An 18,549-nucleotide genomic window follows, 5' to 3' on the forward strand; every position below is an offset into this window, starting at 1 on the left:
TGTCCGTCACCGCCGGACGGCCGGCGCTACTGCCCGTACGGTCCGGTGCGAGCCGTACGGTCAGTACGCCGGGTCCAGTTGGTCCCACCACCAGGAGATCGTGGGAATGGGCAGCGGCTCCTCGCTGTCGTCGGCGGGCCGCTGCTTCCACCAGCCGCCGGGCGCCGCCTTCGGCCCCGACGGCACGGAGTAACGGGGGCAGATCGACGCCCAGTCGAGATGGCCCCGCACGAACTGGCCGAGCCCCTTGACGTACCGGCGCAGATCGTTGCCGGCCTCCTTCAGCACCTGTGCGGCCAGCCGGTCGAAGAGCACCATCACCCGGTCCCGCATCGCCACCACGCGGACGAGCGCACGCTTCGGATCGAGCCCCTCCTCCTGGCACAGGACATCGATCAGATTCAGATTGTCACCGGCGCGCAGCAGCTCCTTGTTCCGCGAGTAGAGATCGTTGTCCCAGCTCACCAGCGTCCAGGTGATCTCGGTGAGCGCGCGTATCCGGGCGTCCTGCATATCCTCGTCGGCCACGGAGAAGCCGCCGACGATCTCGATCATCGCGGTCGAGGGCGCCATCCCGATGGCGCGCATCCACAGGGTGATGTAGTCGTCGAGCGAGGGCAGCCGGGAGTTGCGGCGCCAGGACGCCTCCCACACCAGCCCCGAGGTGTAGACACGCATCGCCTCCGTCAGCCGGTGCAACTGGCGCGGTGACGCGAACCGCTCCGTCTCCAGCCGCAGCCGGCGCAGCGCGGCCGTGTGCGGCGAGTCGCCGGACCCCCGCGCGGCGGGCGCCTCCACGGCGCGCATGATGCGTGAGGTCTCCTGGGCGAGCAGATCCGCCGTGGCCCCGGACTCGTCGCACACACCGTCGTCGAGCGAGAAGAGCACGGCGTGGAACCTGGCCATGAGGATGAGCCGTTCGAGCTCTCCGTAGGGCATCGTCGACGCCGTCAGACCGCCGAAGTCACAGACGGCGAGACGTTCGAGCTGATGCTCGTCGCTGTCGAGCCGCTGTTTGAGCATCCACCGTACGGTCTGGTCGTTGAGCGCCTCCACCGCCGGATGCCGCGCCGGCGGGACCGGGCAGTAGAACGGCACAGCCGGAAGCTGCTGGACCGAACTCTGCTCCGAGACACAGGTCATGATCGGCCTCCTGGTACGGCGAGGGGCGGAAAAGCGACGTGCGGAAAAGCGATGTGCGAACATCCCGTGGGCCGTTCGGGTGGAGCGTATATGCCAGTGTCGGACCGCCGACATCTATGCAATTGGCCAGTGCCTGGCCGGAACTGACGGTCCGTGAGCTGATTCGGCCGACTCGAACCGGCCGTCCGGCGCGCGGGCGCCGCCGACGTGGCGAAAGTCCCGCTGTCCGGGAAGCGCTCCTGTAACGGCTTGTACAGGACAGGGAGATGTCCGGATCGCTACCGGTACGCCATTGGACGGGCCGGATACGAGACGGATGTACGGCTCCGGCCTCGAACGGCTCCACGGCCCCATACGCCGGTGGGCCCCTCAGCGTGTGAGGGGCCCACCGGACCGGGAGTCGCGCCGCCCCCGTCCCCACGGTGCGGCGCGGACCGACCGACCGTCGTCATCCGCTCGGGCGACGGTCCGCCGTTCATACGGGCGAGGTGACCTCCAGCCCGAGCACGGGGAAGACCGAGGACTCCAGGAAGCGGATCAGATACGGCTCGTCCGCGTTCCGGCTGTCCAGTATCGGCCGCGCGCGCATGACACCGATGAGCTGGGCGGCCACGAACTCGGCCGCGGGATTGTCCGCGGCGACCTCGCCGCGCTCCACGGCGCGGCGGACCATCGTCTCGATCGCCTGGATCTCCGGTTCGATGACGGCCTCGCGCAGGGCCCGCAGCAGCTCCGGATTCTGGAGCGCGGCATGGGCGAGCGCGTGCAGCAGCGCGGTGTCGCGTCCCGCCCCGGTCGCCGCCGCGCAGACCGCCGTCCGCAGATCACCCGCCAGGGTGCCGGTGTCGATGTCCGCGAGTCTCACACAGCTCGTGCCCCGGAGCGCGGCGGCGACGAGCTGGGGCTTGGTGCGCCACTGACGGTAGAGCGTGGACTTGCCGCAGCGTGACCGGGCGGCGACACCCTCCATGGTCAGCGACTCGTAGCCGCTCTCCCTGACCAGGTCCAGAGCGGCCTCGTAGAACTCCAGCTCCCGTTCCGGTGTGATCTTGGAGCGGCGCTGCGATGTCATCGTCTCTCCCTGTCCGATTACCGCCCCCGGGCTGCCCTTCAGGGGTTCCGATACGCCAGTGTACCGATACGAATCCGTATCGGTACACTGGCGTATCGATAGGGCGCGGTCCTGACCGCGTCGCCGCACCACCACGCCGTCACACGCGACGTGCTGTCCTTGCAAGGGGGTCGGGTGATACACGCCCGCACTGGGCCCGCCGAACGGGAGCAGGACACTCCCGCCCGACCGCCCCTCGTACGAGAACTGCTGCTCGTCGCCGGACTCTTCCTCGTGTACAAACTCGGCAGGCAGGCCGCGACCGGCCACACCGCCGAGGCGTTCCGCAACGCCCACCGGGTCTGGGACTGGGAGCGCGCGCTCCGGCTCCCGGACGAGGGCACCGTCCAGGGTGTGCTGCTGCACGGCGGCACGCTCGTCCAGTGGGCGAACACCTACTACACGGCGGTGCACTTCCCGGCGACGCTGCTCTTCCTCTGCTGGCTCTACTGGCGCAGCCCCGGCCACTACGTCTGGGCCCGCCGGGTGCTCGCCGCACTGACCGGCGCCGCGCTCGTCCTGCATCTGCTGATGCCGCTCGCCCCGCCGAGGCTGCTCACGGCGACCGGTCTGGTGGACACGGGCCGGGTGTACGGCCCGACGGCGTACAGCGCGGCGCCCGCGACCGACTCCATGGCGAACCAGTTCGCGGCGATGCCCTCGCTCCATGTGGGCTGGGCCCTGATGGTCGCGGTCGGGCTCATCGCCGCCACCCGCTCCCGGTGGCGCTGGCTCTGGCTGCTCCATCCGCTGACGACACTGTTCGTGGTCATAGGCACCGCAAACCACTACTGGCTGGACGCGGTAGTGGCCGTCGCCCTGCTGACCGTCGCGCTGATATGCGTACGGGCGCCGGGCCGGCGCGGTTCCCGGATCGTACGGACCGGCCCCGGTGTATCCGGCACGGCGGCGGACGCGCGGCCGGGAGCGGCGAAGGAAGCGGAACCGGCGCGGGCGTCCGGCGTCCCGGCGTCCGGAGTCCCGCTGGCCGCGTCGGGAACGGCCCGATGAGCGGCGCGACAGTGGTCGCCGTCACCCTGTCCCTGCTCTCCGCCGTCGCGTACGCCGCCGCGGCCGTGGCCCAGGAGCGGCTCGCCGCCCGTACGGCACCGAAGGCCGGACTGCTCGCCCTGCTCGGCAGCGGCGCCTGGTGGTGGGCGGTCGGGCTCAACGCGAGCGGCGGGCTGCTGCATGTGGTGGCCCTGGCGTACGGGCCGCTCACCGTGGTCCAGCCACTGGGCGCGCTCACCCTCGTCGCGGCCGTACCGCTGGGCGCGCGCCGCGCCGGGCGGCAGGTCAGCCGGAAGGAGTGGCGGGGCACGGCGTTCACCCTCGTCGGCCTCGCGGCGATCCTGCTGACGGCGGCGGGCACGGGCGCACAGCCGAACGAGTCGCTCACCCTGCCGCAGGCCCTCGGCGTGGGCGGCGTGGCCCTGACGCTGGTCGCGCTGCTGGCCAGGCCGGGAGCCCGGCCGGGGCTGCCGCACGCGGCGGCCTCGGGTGTCGCCTCGGGTGTCGCCTCCGCCCTCACCCAGACGATCACGGTCGCCGCCGCCGGGGGCGGTATGCCGGGCGGCCCTGGAGCGGGCACGGACGGACTGCCGCTCTGGCAGGTGGTGGTCGTGGCGGTGCTGGTCGCGGCCTTCGCGGTGGGCGGGCTGCTGCTCTCCCAGACCGCCTACCACGGCGGCCTGGGCGCGCCCCTCGCGGTGCTGACCCTGGCGAATCCGGTGGCCGCGGCGGTCATCGGGCTGACGCTTCTGGGTGAACGCCTCCAGGGCGGCGCGGCGGGGATCGCCGCGGCGCTCGTCGGCGCGGTGGTCGCGGCCCGCGGGGTGGTCCTGCTGACACACACACCGGCGGCACGGCTGCTGATGGAGGCGCCGGCGGGGGCGGATTCCGGACCTGCCCCCGGTCCCACCGCGCGGACCGAGGACCCGAGGGACGCCGACGTACCACTGAGCCCCGACGTACCGATGACTCCCGAGGCGCTGACGGCTCCCGAGGCACTCACGGTCCCCGACGCGCTGACGGTCCCCGACGGGCGGATCGCTCCGCTCGTGCCGGCGCCGGAAGGTGCCCTCACCCGGTCGGCCGAGCCGACGGTCACTTCCCAGCCGGTGCCGACCCCCGTGATGTTCTTCGCGGGCGGGTTCGCCGTACAGATCCCCGGTCCCCGTGGGCCCGTCGACGAGGAGACCGCCGTACCCGTACGCCGCTCCCGGCGGCGACGGCGACGCTGCCGCGCCTAGCCGTGAAGCTGTTAGCCGTGAAGCTGCTGGCCGTGAAGCTGCGCTGTCGGGCCGCTTAAGAAATCCTCGATGGACGGTGCGGCCGGTGATCGGCAGATTGGTGTCCGACCACCGAACAGTGATCACCGGCGACCGGCCGCGCCGTCGCCGATGCCGATCGCTGGTCACCGAACAGCACCAGCACGCCGGGAGCCGCGCCCATGAAGGCACTTGTGAAACAGAAGGCCGAGCCGGGGCTCTGGCTCATGGACGTGCCGGAACCGGAGGCGGGCCCCGGTGACGTACTGATCAAGGTACTCCGAACCGGCATCTGCGGCACCGATCTGCACATCCGGTCCTGGGACGGCTGGGCCCGGCAGGCCGTCACCACGCCCCGTGTCCTCGGCCACGAGTTCGTCGGCGAGGTCGCCGCCGTCGGTGCCGACGTACAGGACATCGCCGTCGGCGATCTCGTCAGCGGTGAGGGCCATCTCGTCTGCGGCAAGTGCCGCAACTGTCTCGCCGGCCGCAGACATCTCTGCCGCAGCACCGTCGGACTCGGCGTCGGCCGCGACGGCGCGTTCGCCGAGTATGTCGCCCTGCCCGCCGCCAATGTCTGGGTGCACCGCGCGGAGGTGCCCCTCGATGTCGCCGCGATCTTCGACCCCTTCGGCAACGCCGTGCACACGGCGCTCTCCTTCCCGCTCGTCGGCGAGGATGTACTGATCACCGGCGCGGGCCCCATCGGCATCATGGCCGCGGCCGTCGCCCGGCACGCGGGAGCGCGCAATGTCGTGATCACCGACGTCAGCCCGCACCGCCTCGCGCTCGCCCGCAAGGTGGGCGCCACGCTCGCCCTCGATGTCTCGGCTCCCGGCACCGGAATCGCGGACGCGCAGCGGCAGCTCGGCCTCAAGGAGGGCTTCGACATCGGCCTGGAGATGTCCGGCCGCGCGGAGGCGCTGCGCGACATGGTCGACAACATGACGCACGGCGGCCGGATCGCCATGCTCGGCCTGCCCGCGCAGGAGTTCGCGGTCGACTGGTCGAAGATCGTCACGTCCATGATCACGATCAAGGGCATCTACGGCCGTGAGATGTTCGAGACGTGGTACGCGATGACGGTCCTGCTCGAAGGCGGACTCGACCTCACGCCCGTCATCACCGGCAGCTACCGCTACCAGGACTTCGACGCCGCGTTCGACGAGGCGTCCACCGCGCGCAGCGGCAAGATCATCCTCGACTGGACCACCTGACCGCCCCCCGGGGCGCGTTGACGTTCCGGCCCCGCACGACCGCCGGCGAGTGAGCCGAAGGGGCGCGTCGGTGCCGAAAGGGAGAGCGCGCGCAGGTCCGTGAGGTACGAGCGGACCGAGCACGGTCGACCGTCGGCATCGGCAAAAAGCGCCCCGGAGGCGAACCGAGCCCAAAGAAGAAGGAGAGTGCTGTTTATGTACGCGTCCGTCCGGGACGAACTGTCCGCCACCCTCGGCGAGATCCGCGACGCCGGTCTCTTCAAGCCCGAGCGCGTGATCTCCACCCCCCAGAGCGCCTCGGTCGGCGTCACCGCGGGCGGTGGCGCCGGTGAGGTCCTCAACTTCTGCGCCAACAACTACCTCGGGCTCGCCGATCACCCCGAGGTCGTCGCCGCCGCCAAGGACGCGCTCGACCGATGGGGGTACGGCATGGCCTCCGTACGCTTCATCTGCGGTACGCAGGAGGTCCACAAGGAGCTGGAGCAGCGCCTCTCCGCGTTTCTCGGCCAGGAGGACACGATCCTCTACTCCTCCTGCTTCGACGCCAACGGCGGGGTCTTCGAGACCCTGCTCGGCGCCGAGGACGCGGTCATCTCCGACGCCCTCAACCACGCCAGCATCATCGACGGCATCCGGCTCTCCAAGGCCCGCCGCCTCCGGTACGCCAACCGTGACCTTGCCGAGCTGGAGACCAGGCTCAAGGAGTCCCAGGACGCGCGCCGGCGGCTGATCGTCACGGACGGTGTGTTCTCGATGGACGGGTATGTCGCGCCGCTGGCCGAGATCTGCGATCTGGCCGACCGGTACGACGCGATGGTCATGGTCGACGACTCGCACGCGGTCGGCTTCGTCGGGCCCGGCGGTCGCGGCACCCCGGAACTGCACGGTGTGATGGACCGCGTCGACATTCTCACCGGCACGCTGGGCAAGGCCCTCGGCGGCGCCTCCGGCGGCTATGTCGCGGCCCGCGCCGAGATCGTCGCCCTGCTGCGGCAGCGCTCGCGTCCGTATCTCTTCTCCAACTCGCTCGCCCCGGTCATCGCCGCCGCGTCGGTCAAGGTCCTCGATCTGCTGGAGAGCGCGGGCGGACTGCGGGACCGGCTGAACGCCAACACCAAGCTCTTCCGTACGAAGATGACCGAGGCGGGCTTCGAGATCCTGCCCGGTGACCACGCCATCGCGCCGGTGATGATCGGTGACGCGGCGGAGGCGGGCCGGATGGCGGAGCTGCTGCTGGAGCGCGGGGTCTATGTGATCGGCTTCTCGTACCCCGTCGTTCCGATGGGCAAGGCCCGGATCAGGGTCCAGCTCTCGGCGGCGCACTCCACGGCGGACGTGGAACGCGCGGTGGCGGCGTTCATCGACGCGCGGGAGGCGATGGGCCGACAGGCCTGACCGGGGACGCCCGGGGGAGGCGGACCGGGCGGACCGGGCACGCGCCGGACGGGCCGGGCCGAGGGGCCCGGCCGGACGGGCGGCAGATGCCCGAGACCGTGCCCGCCTGGCAGGATGGCCGGGTGATCGACGCACGGCGGCTGCGCATACTGCGGGCGGTGGCGGACCACCGTACGGTGACCGCCGCGGCCGCCGCGCTGTATCTGACTCCCTCGGCCGTCTCCCAGCAGCTCGCCGTACTGGAGCAGGAGACCGGCCACGCCCTGCTGACCCGCAGCGGGCGGGGCGTACGGCTGACGGCGGCCGGCGAGATCCTGCTCGGCCACGCGCACGCGGTACTCGCCCAGCTCGAACGGGCGGAGGCGGAGCTCGCGGCGTACGCGGGCGGCTCGGCCGGCGAGGTGACGGTCGCGGCGTTCGCCACCGGCATCGCGGAGGTACTGGCCCCCGCCCTCCAGCTCCTGGCCGGGCCGTATCCGGACATCCGGGTACGCGTACGGGACGCGGAGGGCGACGAGAGCCTGCCCATGGTGCTGGACGGTCAGGCGGATCTGGCGGTCGCGGTCGAGTACCGCGGCGCCCCGCGCGAGGACGATCTGCGGCTCTCCCGGGTGGCGCTGTACGCCGAGCCGTTCGACGCGGTCCTGCCCGCAGCGCACCCCCTCGCGCCGCACGCCGAGGTCTCGCTCGCCTCGCTCGCCGACAGCGAGTGGGTCGGTCCCTACCCCGGCAACCCCTGCCATGACGTGATACAGCTCGCCTGCGAACTGGCCGGCTTCGAGCCGCGCCTTGTGCACTCCTCGGACGACTTCCGTGCCGTCGTCGCGCTCGCGGGCGCGGGCGCCGGGGTCGCGCTCGTCCCGCGGTCGGCGCTGCGGGGGATGGAGCTGAAGGGCACGGTCGTACGTCCCGTGTCCGGACCGGCCGCGACCCGCAGGGTCTTCGCCGCCGTACGCCGTGGCGCGGAGGACCATCCGCTGATCCGCCCGGTCCTGGACGCCCTGGCGCGGGCCGCGGGCGCTCTGCCCACCGGCCGGACGGCCCCCGGAGCCTGACCGGCCCCACGGCTCGGCGCACACGTACACGCACACGTACCCGCACAGGCCCGGCGCGGCCCGGCGGGGCCCGGTTCGGCCCGGCGCGGGCGATCCGCCACGCGCCCCGCCGCACCCGTACCGCCGCTACGAGAGCAGGCTCGGCGCCGCCCGGTCCAGCACCGAGCCCACGCGCTCCCAGGTCTCCATGTCCCGCTCCACCGGGGGCAGTTCCTCGCCCTCGCCGGTCCGCCAGGACGCCGCGATCGCCACCGCGTCCTCCTCCGTCGCCGCCCCGGCGGCGAGCGCCGCCGCTCCCAGGGCGACCAGCTCGCCGCTGGCCGGGACGATCAGCCGGCGGCCGGAGAGCCTCCGAACCGTATCCACCCACATACGGCCCTGGGCACCGCCGCCGACCAGTCGCAGCGGCCGGGCCGCGACCTCCGGGTCGGCGGGGTCGAGGCCGCAGGCGCGCAGCACCTCGTCCAGTGCGCGCAGCACGGTCACGATCGCGCCCTCATAGGCGGCGCCCAGCAGTTGCTGCGGTGTGGTGTCGTGGCGCAGCCCGGTCAGCAGACCCGAGGCGGCCGGCAGATCGGGGGTGCGCTCGCCGTCCAGATACGGCAGCAGGACGGCCTCGCCGCCCGGCACCGCGTCCTCCCGGTCCAGCCGGAGCAGCGCCGCCACCTTGTCCACGGCCAGTGTGCAGTTGAGGGTGCAGGCCAGGGGCAGATACGTGCCGTCCGCCGCGGCGAAGCCCGCGAGCGCGGGGGAGTCGGGGCGGGTACGGGTGGCGGCGAACACCGTGCCCGAGGTGCCGAGACTGAGCACCGGATGGTCCAGCAGCCCGCCGCCCCCGAAGCCGAGGCCGATGGCCGCGCTCATGTTGTCGCCGGTGCCCGCCGCGACGGCGATGCCCGCGGGCAGTCCGAGCTCCGCCGCGGACCCGGCGGTGAGCGAGCCGACCCTGACGGCGCCGGTCGCGGCGACGGTGGGCAGCAGATCGGCGTCGAGGCCGAGCAGTGCCAGTAGCTCGGGGTCGTACGCCCCCGTGGCCGTCGAATACCAGCAGGTGCCCGAGGCATCGCCGGGGTCGGTGGCGGCGACGCCCGAGAGGCGCTCGGTGAGGAAGTCGTGCGGGAGCCTGATGGCTGCCGTGGCGCCCGCGATGGCGGGGTCGTGCTCGCGCAGCCACTGCCACTTCGAGGCCGTCATCGACGCCACCGGCACGGAGCCGGTCCGCGCCGTCCAGGCGGCGGGGCCGCCGAGCGTCTCCGTGAGCGCGGCGGCCTGCGGGGCGGAGCGGGTGTCGTTCCACAGCAGCGCGGGGCGCAGCGGGCGGCCCCTGCGGTCCAGCACCACCAGTCCGTGCTGCTGTCCGGCGACGGCGATGCCGACGACGGCCGAGGCATCGACACCGGACTCCTTGAGGCCTGCCGCCACCGCCTCCCGCAGCGCGTTCCACCACACCTCGGGATCCGTCTCGCGCGCACCGCCCTCACCGGTCACCCGGTGCGGGGCGCGCCCCACGGCGAGCAGCCGGCCGGTGGCGGCGTCTGTGAAGGCCGCCTTGGTGGACTGGGTGGAACTGTCCACGCCGACGACGACCGGGCCGACCACCGGGCTCTGCGACATGGACGTACCTCTTCCCTGGCTGGAGCTGTTTTTGACGTGGGAGAAACAAATTACGCGATGGCGCGGCTCACCGGAACGGGGGTGGCGGATCCTCGCCGGTGGCCGAACGTGCGCGTTCATGTTCGCCGGGTGCGCATCCGTGTTCGCCGGGTGCGCGGCCGATGAGCGGCCCCCGGGGGTTTTGCGCATCCGTGCCGACGTGCATTATTAGTCATGTCAGGAAACAAAAAGGTCGGCACGTGCCGGACCTGAGGTATCGAAGGCGGCCAGAGAATGACGGAACGCTTCACTCCCACCCCGGCGGACAAGTTCAGTTTCGGTCTCTGGACCGTGGGCTGGCAGGGCAGGGATCCGTTCGGGGACGCGACCCGCAGGGCCCTTGACCCCGTCGAATCCGTACAGCGCCTGGCCGAGCTGGGTGCGTACGGCGTGACCTTCCACGACGACGACCTCATACCCTTCGGTTCGTCCGACGCGGAGCGCGAGGCGCACATCAAGCGGTTCCGGCAGGCGCTGGACTCGACGGGTCTCGTGGTGCCGATGGTCACCACCAATCTCTTCACGCATCCCGTCTTCAAGGATGGCGCGTTCACGGCGAACGACCGGGACGTCCGCCGCTTCGCGCTGCGCAAGACGCTCCGGAACATCGATCTCGCGGCCGAGCTGGGCGCCAAGACCTTTGTGGCCTGGGGCGGACGCGAGGGCGCTGAGTCGGGCGCCGCGAAGGACGTACGGCTCGCTCTGGAGCGGATGAAGGAGGCCTTCGACCTGTTCGGCGCGTATGTCACCGAGCAGGGGTACGACCTCCGGTTCGCCATCGAGCCCAAGCCGAACGAGCCGCGCGGCGACATCCTGCTGCCCACGGTCGGCCACGCTCTGGCGTTCATCGAGCGGCTGGAGCGGCCGGAGCTGTACGGGGTGAACCCCGAGGTCGGCCATGAGCAGATGGCGGGGCTGAACTTCCCGCACTCCATCGCCCAGGCCCTGTGGTCGGGCAAGCTCTTCCACATCGACCTCAACGGTCAGAACGGCATCAAGTACGACCAGGACCTGCGTTTCGGGGCGGGCGATCTGCGGGCCGCCTTCTGGCTGGTCGACCTGCTGGAGAGCGCGGGCTGGGACGGGTCGAGGCACTTCGACTTCAAGCCGCCGCGGACCGAGGACTTCAACGGTGTCTGGGCGTCGGCCGCGGGCTGCATGCGCAACTACCTGATCCTCCGGGAGCGCGCCGCCGCGTTCCGCGCCGACCCGGTCGTCCAGGAGGCGCTGCGCGCCTCGCGCCTGGACGAGCTGGCGCTGCCCACGGCCGCGGACGGAGCGGCCGGACTGCTCGCGGACCGCAGCGCGTACGAGGACTTCGACGCGGAGGCGGCGGCGTCGCGCGGCATGGCCTTCGAGCAGCTCGACCAGCTCGCGATGGACCACCTGCTCGGCGTCCGCTGACACCGAGCCCCGACCGGGGCCGGGCCCGCCGGCCCGGCCCTGAGCCGCCCCGGAGCGGCATGTCACGCCCCACATCGGTGCCACCCACGCGCCGGAGTGGGGCGTGACGCATGTCGGGGTGGGGCGTGACGCATGTCGGGGTGGGGCGTGCCACGCGTCGTACGTCGGCCGCGTCCCGCGCCGGCTGGGCGGGCGTTCCCACCGCGGCCTTCGGGCCGTGCGCCCGTACCGAACGGCCGTGCACGACGCCCATCGCCGCCGTCAGACGCCTGCGCCGCCGTCAGGCGCCATGCGCGGCGTTCTGCGCTGCCGTCGACCGGGCCGCCCCGTACGGCTGTGGGATGCGCCACACCACCTTCGGGGCATGTCCTTCGTCACATACGGAGGCTCCGGCGCCGGTCGCCGGCTGAGCCGCGTGCCGGGCATCGGCCGCCGTCAGTCCGCGGTCCGCCGGACATAGGCCACCGGGTCCGCCAGAACCGCCCGTACCACCAGGGCCGCCGCGCCCCGGGCCGCGTCGCCCGCCGAGGAGGACGCGCGTAGGCGACCGCTGTCGCGGGGCCACAGACCCGAGACCACGCGGGCCGTGAGTTCGCGGTCCGCCGAGGGGGACAGCCAGGGCATCAGAGCCCGGTAGATCCCGCCCAGCACGACCGCGTCCGGGTCGAAGAGATTCACCGAGCCCGACAGCACCCGGCCCAGCATCACCCCGGCCTGTTCGACGGCCGCCACCGTCCGGGCGTCGCCGTCGCGTGCCCGGCGTTCCAGTTCGGCGACGCCGGGCACCCCCGAGTTCTCGTCGATGCCGGCCGCGCGCAGCAGCGCGGACTGGCCCGCGTACTGCTCCAGACAGCCCCGCGAGCCGCACCGGCACAGCGGACCCTTCGCGTCGACCACCACATGGCCGATCTCCCCGGCGAACCCGTGCGCCCCGCGCAGCAGTTCACCGTCCAGCACCAGCGCGCCGCCGACCCCGATCTCACCGGTGAGATACAGGAACGTACGCAGGGGGCCGAGCCCGCCGAACCACAGCTCGGCCAGCGCCGCCAGATTGGCCTCGTTCTCCGAACTCACCGGCAGCGCGGGCACCTCTGGCCGCAGCTCCGCCAGCGCCCGCGCGAACAGCTCCTCCGCCGGGACCCGGTTCCAGCCGAGATTCGGCGCCTGCCGGACCGTACCCCCCGACACCAGCCCCGGCAGGGCGAGTTGGACCCCCACGGGGATCAACTCCTGCTCGGCGGCGGACTCCAGCGTACGGGCCGCGATCCGGGCGCCGCGCGCCAGCACCTCGGCCGGGAGAGTGCCGCGGTTGTCGATGTGTTCGGTGAGCCGGACGCGGTCGGTGCCGGACAGATCGACCACGCACACCGACAGATAGTCGATATTGATCTCGACCCCGATGCCCGCGGGCCCGGAGCGCGTCACCTTCAGTACGGTGCCGGGGCGCCCGGCCTGTCCGCTGAACGTCTTGCCCGACTCGGAGAGGAACCCGCTCTCCAGCAACTGCTCCACCAGCGACGACACCGCGGCCCGGGTCAGTCCCACCCGCGCCGCGACCCCCGCCCGGGTCGCCTCTCCCTCGTCCCGCACCGCCCGCAGCACAAGGCTCAGATTGTGCCGACGCACCGTCTCTTTGTCGGCCTTGGGGCCGAGCGATGTGTGGTTGGTGTTCATCTCGCGGCCGAGCCTATGTGATGCGCGTCGCGTGGGGCACAGGGGCGGTCGGGTGAGGGCCCGGCCCGCCGGCTGCCGGGCCTGCTGCCGAGCCCTCACCCGGGCTCTCACCGGGCCCGCACCCCCACCCGGGCCCGTCGCGTAACAAGTCTGCTGGTGCTCTCAGTGCCTTGCCGGGACCGTGCCCGGCTCCGTCCGGGGGCCCCAGGACGGAGTCGTGCCCGTGAGCTGGCAGACCATGAGGTAGAAGGGGATCGGCGGGGTGTACGGGGTCGGCGCCTCGGGCCAGTGGATCAGCCGGGGATGCGCCGCGGGAACGGTCGTCCCCGAGACGTAGCGGGCCGGCGAGGGCCAGGTGAGATCGAGGTCGGAGCCGGCGGGCACGATCCACCACCACCACTCGGCGTCGGCGAAGACACAGCCCTTCTTGGGCAGCCGCGCCATCAGCCGGAAGCCGTGCTCGGCCGGGACTCCCACCGCGTCACAGCCCAGTGAGGCGGGCAGGGTGGGCGGCAGAGGCAGCTTGACGCGACGGGGTGCGAGGTCGCGGCCGTCGCGCAGACCGCGTGCGAGCCGGTCCAGTGCGGTCCTCAGCACGGTTGCTCCGTTCCGTGTGGCGATTCTCCGTGGGGCAGTTCGGCCCAGACCACACGCCCGGGGCCGTATCCCGATGTGTCGTGTGCCCCCCAGCCGCTGCACAGGGAGTCGACGAGGAACAGTCCCCGGCCCCCCTCGCCCTCGGTCTCGTCCCGGGCGGCGTCGTGGAGCTGCGGTCCCGTCGGTCCGTAGCCCTGGTCCTCCACGGATATCCGCAGCCGGCCCTCTCCCTCACGTATCTCGCAGATGACGCGGTCCCCGGCCGCGTGCACGATCGCGTTGGTGACCAGTTCCGAGACGACGAGCACCGCGGTGTCGCGTATCTCCTCGTCGATGTCCCACCGGGTGAGCCGGTCGCGGGTGAGCTGTCTCGCCCGAGCCACTGACTCCGCGTGAGCGGGCAGCTGGAACCCGTAACGCCGGACAACGTTGCCAGGGGGGCACACGGCTATGAGCGGGGGGGTGAGCGCGTTACCAGGTGCCACGACCGATTCCTAACGGTGGGGGAGCAGCGGCCGAGCGCGAAACTCTCCCATGGCAGAGCCCGACAACCGCGTGAGCTGGTTCACCGATCCACTCTCCACCCGTCGGCGACACTTGGCAAGGGGCACTCTGAATTTTTCAGAGTGCCGTGTTCTTCGTGGCGTAGACGTGGCAGACTGCTGGTAACCGTGCGTGGGGAGGACCCAAAGTGAGTGAACCGCGGTCCGCCCCGACCGTGGGTCAGGTCGTACTCGGCAGACGTCTGCAAGATCTTCGTGAGCGCTCCGGACTGAAGCGCGAGGAGGCCGCCAAGCTGCTCCGGGTGGCCCCCGCGACGATCCGCCGGATGGAGACGGCCGAGGTCGCTCTCAAGATCCCCTATGTACAGCTCCTGCTGCGGGCGTACGGGATCCCCGAGGACGAGACCGAGGCCTTCGTCGAGCTCACCGAGGAAGCGAACAAGCCCGGCTGGTGGCAGAGGTTCCACGACATCCTGCCGGACTGGTTCAGCATGTACGTCAGTCTGGAGGGCTCGGCCTCCCTGCTGCGTGCCTATGAACCGCACTTCGTCCCCGGGCTGCTCCAGACCGAGGAGTACGCGCGGTCGGTCATGCACGCGGGGGCTGTGGGGCAGGCGCAGCCCGAGGACATCGAACGCCATGTGGCGCTCCGTATGGAACGCCAGTCGCTTCTCGTCCGTGACAACGCACCCAGATTCTGGGTGATCATGGACGAGACCGTACTGCGCCGCCCGGTCGGCGACAGCGCGGATGTCATGCGGGAGCAGATCGACAAGCTGCTCGAAGCCTCGGTCCTGCCGAATGTCACCCTGCAGATCGCGGAATTCTCGAGCGGGCACCATCCCGGTACCTACGGGCCGTTCGTGATCTTCCGGTTCGCCGAACCGGAACTGCCGGACATGGTCTACAGCGAGTACCTGACCGGCGCCGTCTATCTGGACGCACGTCCCGAAGTGGCCACCCACCTGGAGGTCATGGACCGGATGGCGGCTCAGGCCGCAACTGCACAACGCACGAAGGAGATCCTCAAGGATCTCCGCAAGGAGCTGTGAATGGATCCCATATACAACGGCATGCCCGCCGCCCACCTCGGTGCCGAAGGCTGGCGCAAGCCGTGGAGTGGTGGCAATGGCGGCAACTGCATCGAGGCCATGAAGCTGGCCGACGGCAGAGTCGCGGTGCGCCAGTCCGCCGACCCTGACGGCCCCGCACTGATCTACACCACCAGCGAGATCGCCGCGTTCATCCAGGGCGCGAAGGCGGGTCAGGCAGACTTCCTGCTCACCTGACCGGCCTCTCACCCCCCCCACCGTCCCCCACTGTCCCTCGTCCACTCCCCTCGTCCATATCCACTCGGTACGTAGTCCCCCGTTCTTCCGCAGACACTGTGTTCCACAGACCCTGCTCATCGACCCTGAGACTCATGGAGCGCACATGACCGGGAACGACCCCATCGACACCAGCAAGCCGCATCCGGCGCGGGTGTACGACTGGTTCCTCGGCGGCAAGGACAACTACCCCGTGGACGAGGAGATGGCGAAGCAGTTACTGGCAGTGGACTCCCGGGGACCGGACATGGCGAAGGTGAACCGGGCGTTCATGCACCGCGCCACCCGCTGGCTCGGCACCACCGGCGGGGTGCGCCAGTTCCTGGACATCGGCACGGGCATCCCCACCGAGCCCAATCTCCACCAGATAGCCCAGGAGGTCGCCCCCGACTCCCGGATCGTCTACACGGACAACGACCCGATCGTCCTCCGGCATGCCGAGGCGCTGCTCCGCAGCACCCCGGGCGGTGTCACGGAGTACGTCCAGGCCGATGTCCGCGAGCCGGAGGCGATCATCGAGGCGGCGGGGAAGATCCTCGATCTGGACCGTCCGGTCGCGCTCTCCCTCGTCGCGCTGCTGCATTTCATCTCGGACGAGGACGGCGCGTACGAACTGGTGCGCCGACTGCTCGACCCGCTGCCGTCCGGCAGCTATCTTGTCCTCTCCCATGCCACGGGCGACTTCGACCGGGACAGCGCCGACCAGGCACGTGAGCTGTACCAGAAGCGGGCGCTCACCCTGGCCCTGCGGTCGCGGGAGGAGTTCGCCGCGTTCTTCACGGGTCTGGACCTGGTCGAACCGGGGGTCTCACTGGCCACCGACTGGCGCCCGGAGCTGGGTGAGGTCGTACCGGTCCCCGGCGACGAGCCCATCCCGGGGTACGCGGGAGTGGCACGCAAGCTGTAAGTGGAATACGGGGGCGCGGCGCCGCAGCACTTTTCAGGTGCGCTGCGGCGCCGCGCGTATTCACCCCCGGTGCGGAGGGGCCCGCGTTGTTCACGCCCTGTGGCCCTGTGGTCAGGCGGTGTCAGGCGCCCACCCTGCGCTTGTTCCAGACGTCGAAGCCCACCGCCGCCAGCAGCACCAGTCCCTTGATGACCTGCTGGTAGTCCGGGCCTATCCCGACCAGCGACATTCCGTTGTTGAGCACCCCCAGCACCAGCCCGCCGATGATCGCGCCGAACACCGTGCCGACACCGCCGCTCATCGACGCGCCGCCGATGAACGAGGCCGCGATGGCCTCCAGTTCGAAGTTGACGCCCGCCTGCGGCACCCCCGCGTTGAGCCGGGCCGCGTAGACCATCCCCGCCAGCGCGGTGAGCACCCCCATATTGACGAAGACCAGGAAGGTGACCCGGCGGTCCTTCACGCCGGACAGCTTCGCCGCGGCGCGGTTGCCGCCGAGCGCGTACACATGACGGCCGACGACGGCGTTGCGCATGACATAGCCGAAGCCGATGAGCAGCGCGGCGAGCAGCAGCAGAACCACCGGGACGCCCCGGTAGCTGGCCAGTGTCAGGGTGAAGGCGAGCACGGCCGCCGCCAGTCCCGCGCACTTGAGCAGGAACCCAGCGGCACGGTCACCGAGGCGTTCACGGTGACGGTCGGCAACGGCACCGGCTGGAGCCCCGACGGGCGGACGATGTACTACATCGATTCGGCGACCCGCCGTATCGACCGGTTCCGCACCGACGGCGAACGGATCATGGACAGGGGCACCCTGGCCACCGTCGAACACGGAGCCGGCGTCCCGGACGGGCTCACCGTCGACGCGGACGGCTGTGTCTGGGTGGCCCTGTGGGACGGCGCCCAGCTCCGGCGGTACACACCGCGCGGCGAGCTGGACCGTACCGTCGAACTGCCCGTACAGCGCCCCACCGCCTGCGCCTTCGGCGGTCCCGGGCTACGGGATCTCTACATCACCTCGGCCCGGACGGGCCTCGCGGCCCGCGTCCGCTGTCCGGCTCACTGCTGGTGCTGCCGGACGCCGGACAGGGAGTGCCGGGGACGCCGTTCGCGGGCTGAGGCCGGTACGGCGGCTCCACGCGGCGCGGGCGCTCAGAGGGTATGGCCGGTCGTGGCGTCGATATGGTCCGGTACGTCGTCGTGCCGGTCCCCGACCGACAGGGTGCCGCTCGGCTCGAAGAGCAGCAGCGACGCGCCCGCGGCCGACGACGGCTTGTGCCAGATACCGCGCGGTACGACGAACACCGAGCCGCGGGGCAGCGCCACGGTCCGCTCGCCGCCCTCCTCACGCAGTGCGATCAGCAGCTCCCCCTCGATGACCTGGAAGAACTCGTCCGTGTCGGCATGGACGTGCCAGATATGTTCACCGGCGACCCGGGCGACCCGTACGTCGTAGTCGTTGACGCGGGTCACGATCCGCGGACTCCAGAGCGCGTCGAAGGACGCGAGTGCCTCGGACAGCGCGACCGGCTCGGCGGGGATGGCGGGCGGGGCGGGCTCGGCGGGGATGGCGGGGATGGCGGTGGGGGTTTTGGCGGGTTCAGTGCTCATACGACGATCATGGGCGTTGGCACGAGGAGAGCGTGAGTGCTAGGAATCGCATATGGCGCAAGATTCCTCGCACCGGGTGGTGATGATCGTCGCGGACGGCTCCAATCCGTTCGAGATGGGGGTCGCCACCGAACTCTTCGGCCTCGCCCGCCCCGAGCTGGACCGGCGCTGGTACGACTTCGAGCTGTGCGCCGAGCCCGGCCCCGTCCGTATGCACTCCGGGTTCTTCCAGCTCTCCGGGGTGTCCGGGCTCGACGCGGTGGACCGGGCCGACACCGTGATCGTGCCCAACCGGCCCGACCCGGAGACCGATCCGTCGCCCGCGGTGCTGGACGCCGTACGCGGGGCGGCAGCCCGTGGCGCCCGGCTGGTCAGCTTCTGCACCGGCTCCTTCACCCTGGCCGCCGCCGGGGTGCTCGACGGACGGCGGGCCACCACCCACTGGCGCTGGGCCGAGCTGTTCGCGGCCCGCTTCCCCGCCGTACGGCTCGATCCCGATGTGCTGTTCGTCGACGACGGCGACATCATCACGGCGGCCGGCAGCGCGGCGGCGCTCGACACCTGTCTGGAGCTGATCCGCCAGGACCACGGCGCGCGGGCGGCCGTCGCGGTCAGCCGCAGGCTGGTCTTCGCGCTCCACCGGGACGGCGGGCAGCGGCAGTTCGTGGAGCAGCCGCTGCC

Annotated in this window: 16 protein-coding genes and 3 pseudogenes; 11 read left to right on the forward strand and 8 right to left on the reverse strand. The window is 71.5% G+C overall.

The genetic code is table 11. The features are described from left to right. Positions 1-60: 60 nt before the first annotated feature. Together ACWGDX_RS08630 and ACWGDX_RS08635 are read right to left on the reverse strand one after the other, a co-directional pair. Positions 61-1,143: a terpene synthase family protein gene (locus ACWGDX_RS08630; protein ID WP_453623554.1), complete on the reverse strand. Its 1,083-nt coding sequence runs from the start codon at positions 1,141-1,143 to the stop codon at positions 61-63. Positions 1,144-1,618: 475 nt separating this feature from the next. Next, positions 1,619-2,215, reverse strand: coding sequence for a TetR/AcrR family transcriptional regulator (locus ACWGDX_RS08635; protein WP_453623556.1), 597 nt, complete (start codon positions 2,213-2,215; stop codon positions 1,619-1,621). Positions 2,216-2,392: 177 nt separating this feature from the next. Between ACWGDX_RS08635 and ACWGDX_RS08640 the strand changes: the two genes are divergently transcribed. The 5 genes and pseudogenes from ACWGDX_RS08640 (at position 2,393) to ACWGDX_RS08660 (ending at position 8,191) form a co-directional block, all read left to right on the forward strand. Then, positions 2,393-3,265, forward strand: a complete 873-nt coding sequence (locus tag ACWGDX_RS08640) for a phosphatase PAP2 family protein (protein WP_453623589.1) — start codon at positions 2,393-2,395, stop codon at positions 3,263-3,265. Further along, positions 3,262-4,245: pseudogene (locus ACWGDX_RS08645) on the forward strand (hypothetical protein); the annotation flags it as partial. The gene ACWGDX_RS08640 and the pseudogene ACWGDX_RS08645, both read left to right, overlap by 4 nt. Positions 4,246-4,706: 461 nt before the next feature. Continuing rightward, positions 4,707-5,741: an L-threonine 3-dehydrogenase gene (gene tdh / locus ACWGDX_RS08650; protein WP_453623558.1), complete on the forward strand. Its 1,035-nt coding sequence runs from the start codon at positions 4,707-4,709 to the stop codon at positions 5,739-5,741. Between the two features lie 195 nt (positions 5,742-5,936). Then, positions 5,937-7,136: a glycine C-acetyltransferase gene (locus tag ACWGDX_RS08655; RefSeq protein WP_453623560.1), complete on the forward strand. Its 1,200-nt coding sequence runs from the start codon at positions 5,937-5,939 to the stop codon at positions 7,134-7,136. 122 nt (positions 7,137-7,258) lie between these two features. Further along, positions 7,259-8,191 (forward strand): LysR family transcriptional regulator, encoded by a 933-nt coding sequence (locus ACWGDX_RS08660; protein ID WP_453623591.1) that lies wholly within the window; start codon positions 7,259-7,261, stop codon positions 8,189-8,191. A gap of 126 nt (positions 8,192-8,317) precedes the next feature. On the opposite strand, the gene xylB is transcribed toward ACWGDX_RS08660, so the two are convergent. Continuing rightward, the gene (gene xylB, locus ACWGDX_RS08665; protein WP_453623562.1) at positions 8,318-9,805 is read right to left on the reverse strand and encodes a xylulokinase; all 1,488 of its coding nucleotides are present in this window, start codon (positions 9,803-9,805) and stop codon (positions 8,318-8,320) included. A gap of 273 nt (positions 9,806-10,078) precedes the next feature. Here xylB and xylA point away from each other — a divergent pair, with 273 nt between their 5' ends. After that, positions 10,079-11,248, forward strand: coding sequence for a xylose isomerase (gene xylA, locus ACWGDX_RS08670; RefSeq protein ID WP_363085834.1), 1,170 nt, complete (start codon positions 10,079-10,081; stop codon positions 11,246-11,248). A gap of 435 nt (positions 11,249-11,683) precedes the next feature. Here xylA and ACWGDX_RS08675 read toward each other — a convergent pair whose 3' ends face one another. The 3 genes from ACWGDX_RS08675 to ACWGDX_RS08685 form a co-directional block, all read right to left on the reverse strand. Next, positions 11,684-12,922: an ROK family protein gene (locus tag ACWGDX_RS08675; protein WP_453623565.1), complete on the reverse strand. Its 1,239-nt coding sequence runs from the start codon at positions 12,920-12,922 to the stop codon at positions 11,684-11,686. A 162-nt stretch (positions 12,923-13,084) separates the two neighbouring features. Continuing rightward, complete coding sequence (locus ACWGDX_RS08680) at positions 13,085-13,519, reverse strand: hypothetical protein (RefSeq protein ID WP_383038466.1); 435 nt, start codon at positions 13,517-13,519, stop codon at positions 13,085-13,087. Continuing rightward, positions 13,513-14,004, reverse strand: a complete 492-nt coding sequence (locus tag ACWGDX_RS08685) for an ATP-binding protein (RefSeq protein WP_453623567.1) — start codon at positions 14,002-14,004, stop codon at positions 13,513-13,515. Before ACWGDX_RS08685 ends, ACWGDX_RS08680 begins: the two co-directional genes overlap by 7 nt. Before the next feature lie 206 nt (positions 14,005-14,210). On the opposite strand from ACWGDX_RS08685, the gene ACWGDX_RS08690 reads away from it, so the two are divergent. From ACWGDX_RS08690 to ACWGDX_RS08700, 3 genes are all read left to right on the forward strand, one after another. Next, the gene (locus ACWGDX_RS08690) at positions 14,211-15,074 is read left to right on the forward strand and encodes a helix-turn-helix domain-containing protein (RefSeq protein ID WP_453623569.1); all 864 of its coding nucleotides are present in this window, start codon (positions 14,211-14,213) and stop codon (positions 15,072-15,074) included. Further along, positions 15,075-15,311, forward strand: a complete 237-nt coding sequence (locus tag ACWGDX_RS08695; RefSeq protein WP_453623571.1) for a DUF397 domain-containing protein — start codon at positions 15,075-15,077, stop codon at positions 15,309-15,311. 145 nt (positions 15,312-15,456) lie between these two features. Continuing rightward, positions 15,457-16,257, forward strand: a complete 801-nt coding sequence (locus ACWGDX_RS08700; RefSeq protein WP_453623573.1) for an SAM-dependent methyltransferase — start codon at positions 15,457-15,459, stop codon at positions 16,255-16,257. Positions 16,258-16,378: 121 nt separating this feature from the next. On the opposite strand, the pseudogene ACWGDX_RS08705 reads toward ACWGDX_RS08700, so the two are convergent. Then, positions 16,379-16,918 (reverse strand): annotated as a pseudogene (locus ACWGDX_RS08705) (ABC transporter permease subunit); the annotation flags it as partial. On the opposite strand from ACWGDX_RS08705, the pseudogene ACWGDX_RS08710 reads away from it, so the two are divergent. Continuing rightward, a pseudogene (locus ACWGDX_RS08710) lies at positions 16,874-17,376 on the forward strand (SMP-30/gluconolactonase/LRE family protein); the annotation flags it as partial. The pseudogenes ACWGDX_RS08705 and ACWGDX_RS08710 overlap by 45 nt on opposite strands. A gap of 33 nt (positions 17,377-17,409) precedes the next feature. On the opposite strand, the gene ACWGDX_RS08715 reads toward ACWGDX_RS08710, so the two are convergent. Then, entirely contained in the window at positions 17,410-17,868 is a 459-nt protein-coding gene (locus tag ACWGDX_RS08715) for a cupin domain-containing protein (protein WP_453623575.1), read from the reverse strand. 52 nt (positions 17,869-17,920) lie between these two features. On the opposite strand from ACWGDX_RS08715, the gene ACWGDX_RS08720 reads away from it, so the two are divergent. Further along, a partial coding sequence (locus ACWGDX_RS08720) for a DJ-1/PfpI family protein (protein WP_453623577.1) occupies positions 17,921-18,549 on the forward strand: 629 nt, incomplete at its 3' end.

The organism is Streptomyces sp. NPDC055025, assembly GCF_053608565.1.

What these genes read in the sequence shown, in the direction of transcription:
- ACWGDX_RS08715 (WP_453623575.1), bottom strand. Translation starts at nt 17,868, where the DNA reads ATGAGCACTGAACCCGCCAAAACCCCCACCGCCATCCCCGCCATCCCC.
- xylB (WP_453623562.1), bottom strand. Translation starts at nt 9,805, where the DNA reads ATGTCGCAGAGCCCGGTGGTCGGCCCGGTCGTCGTCGGCGTGGACAGT.
- ACWGDX_RS08675 (WP_453623565.1), bottom strand. Translation starts at nt 12,922, where the DNA reads ATGAACACCAACCACACATCGCTCGGCCCCAAGGCCGACAAAGAGACG.
- xylA (WP_363085834.1), top strand. Translation starts at nt 10,079, where the DNA reads ATGACGGAACGCTTCACTCCCACCCCGGCGGACAAGTTCAGTTTCGGT.
- ACWGDX_RS08655 (WP_453623560.1), top strand. Translation starts at nt 5,937, where the DNA reads ATGTACGCGTCCGTCCGGGACGAACTGTCCGCCACCCTCGGCGAGATC.
- tdh (WP_453623558.1), top strand. Translation starts at nt 4,707, where the DNA reads ATGAAGGCACTTGTGAAACAGAAGGCCGAGCCGGGGCTCTGGCTCATG.
- ACWGDX_RS08630 (WP_453623554.1), bottom strand. Translation starts at nt 1,143, where the DNA reads ATGACCTGTGTCTCGGAGCAGAGTTCGGTCCAGCAGCTTCCGGCTGTG.
- ACWGDX_RS08695 (WP_453623571.1), top strand. Translation starts at nt 15,075, where the DNA reads ATGGATCCCATATACAACGGCATGCCCGCCGCCCACCTCGGTGCCGAA.
- ACWGDX_RS08635 (WP_453623556.1), bottom strand. Translation starts at nt 2,215, where the DNA reads ATGACATCGCAGCGCCGCTCCAAGATCACACCGGAACGGGAGCTGGAG.
- ACWGDX_RS08700 (WP_453623573.1), top strand. Translation starts at nt 15,457, where the DNA reads ATGACCGGGAACGACCCCATCGACACCAGCAAGCCGCATCCGGCGCGG.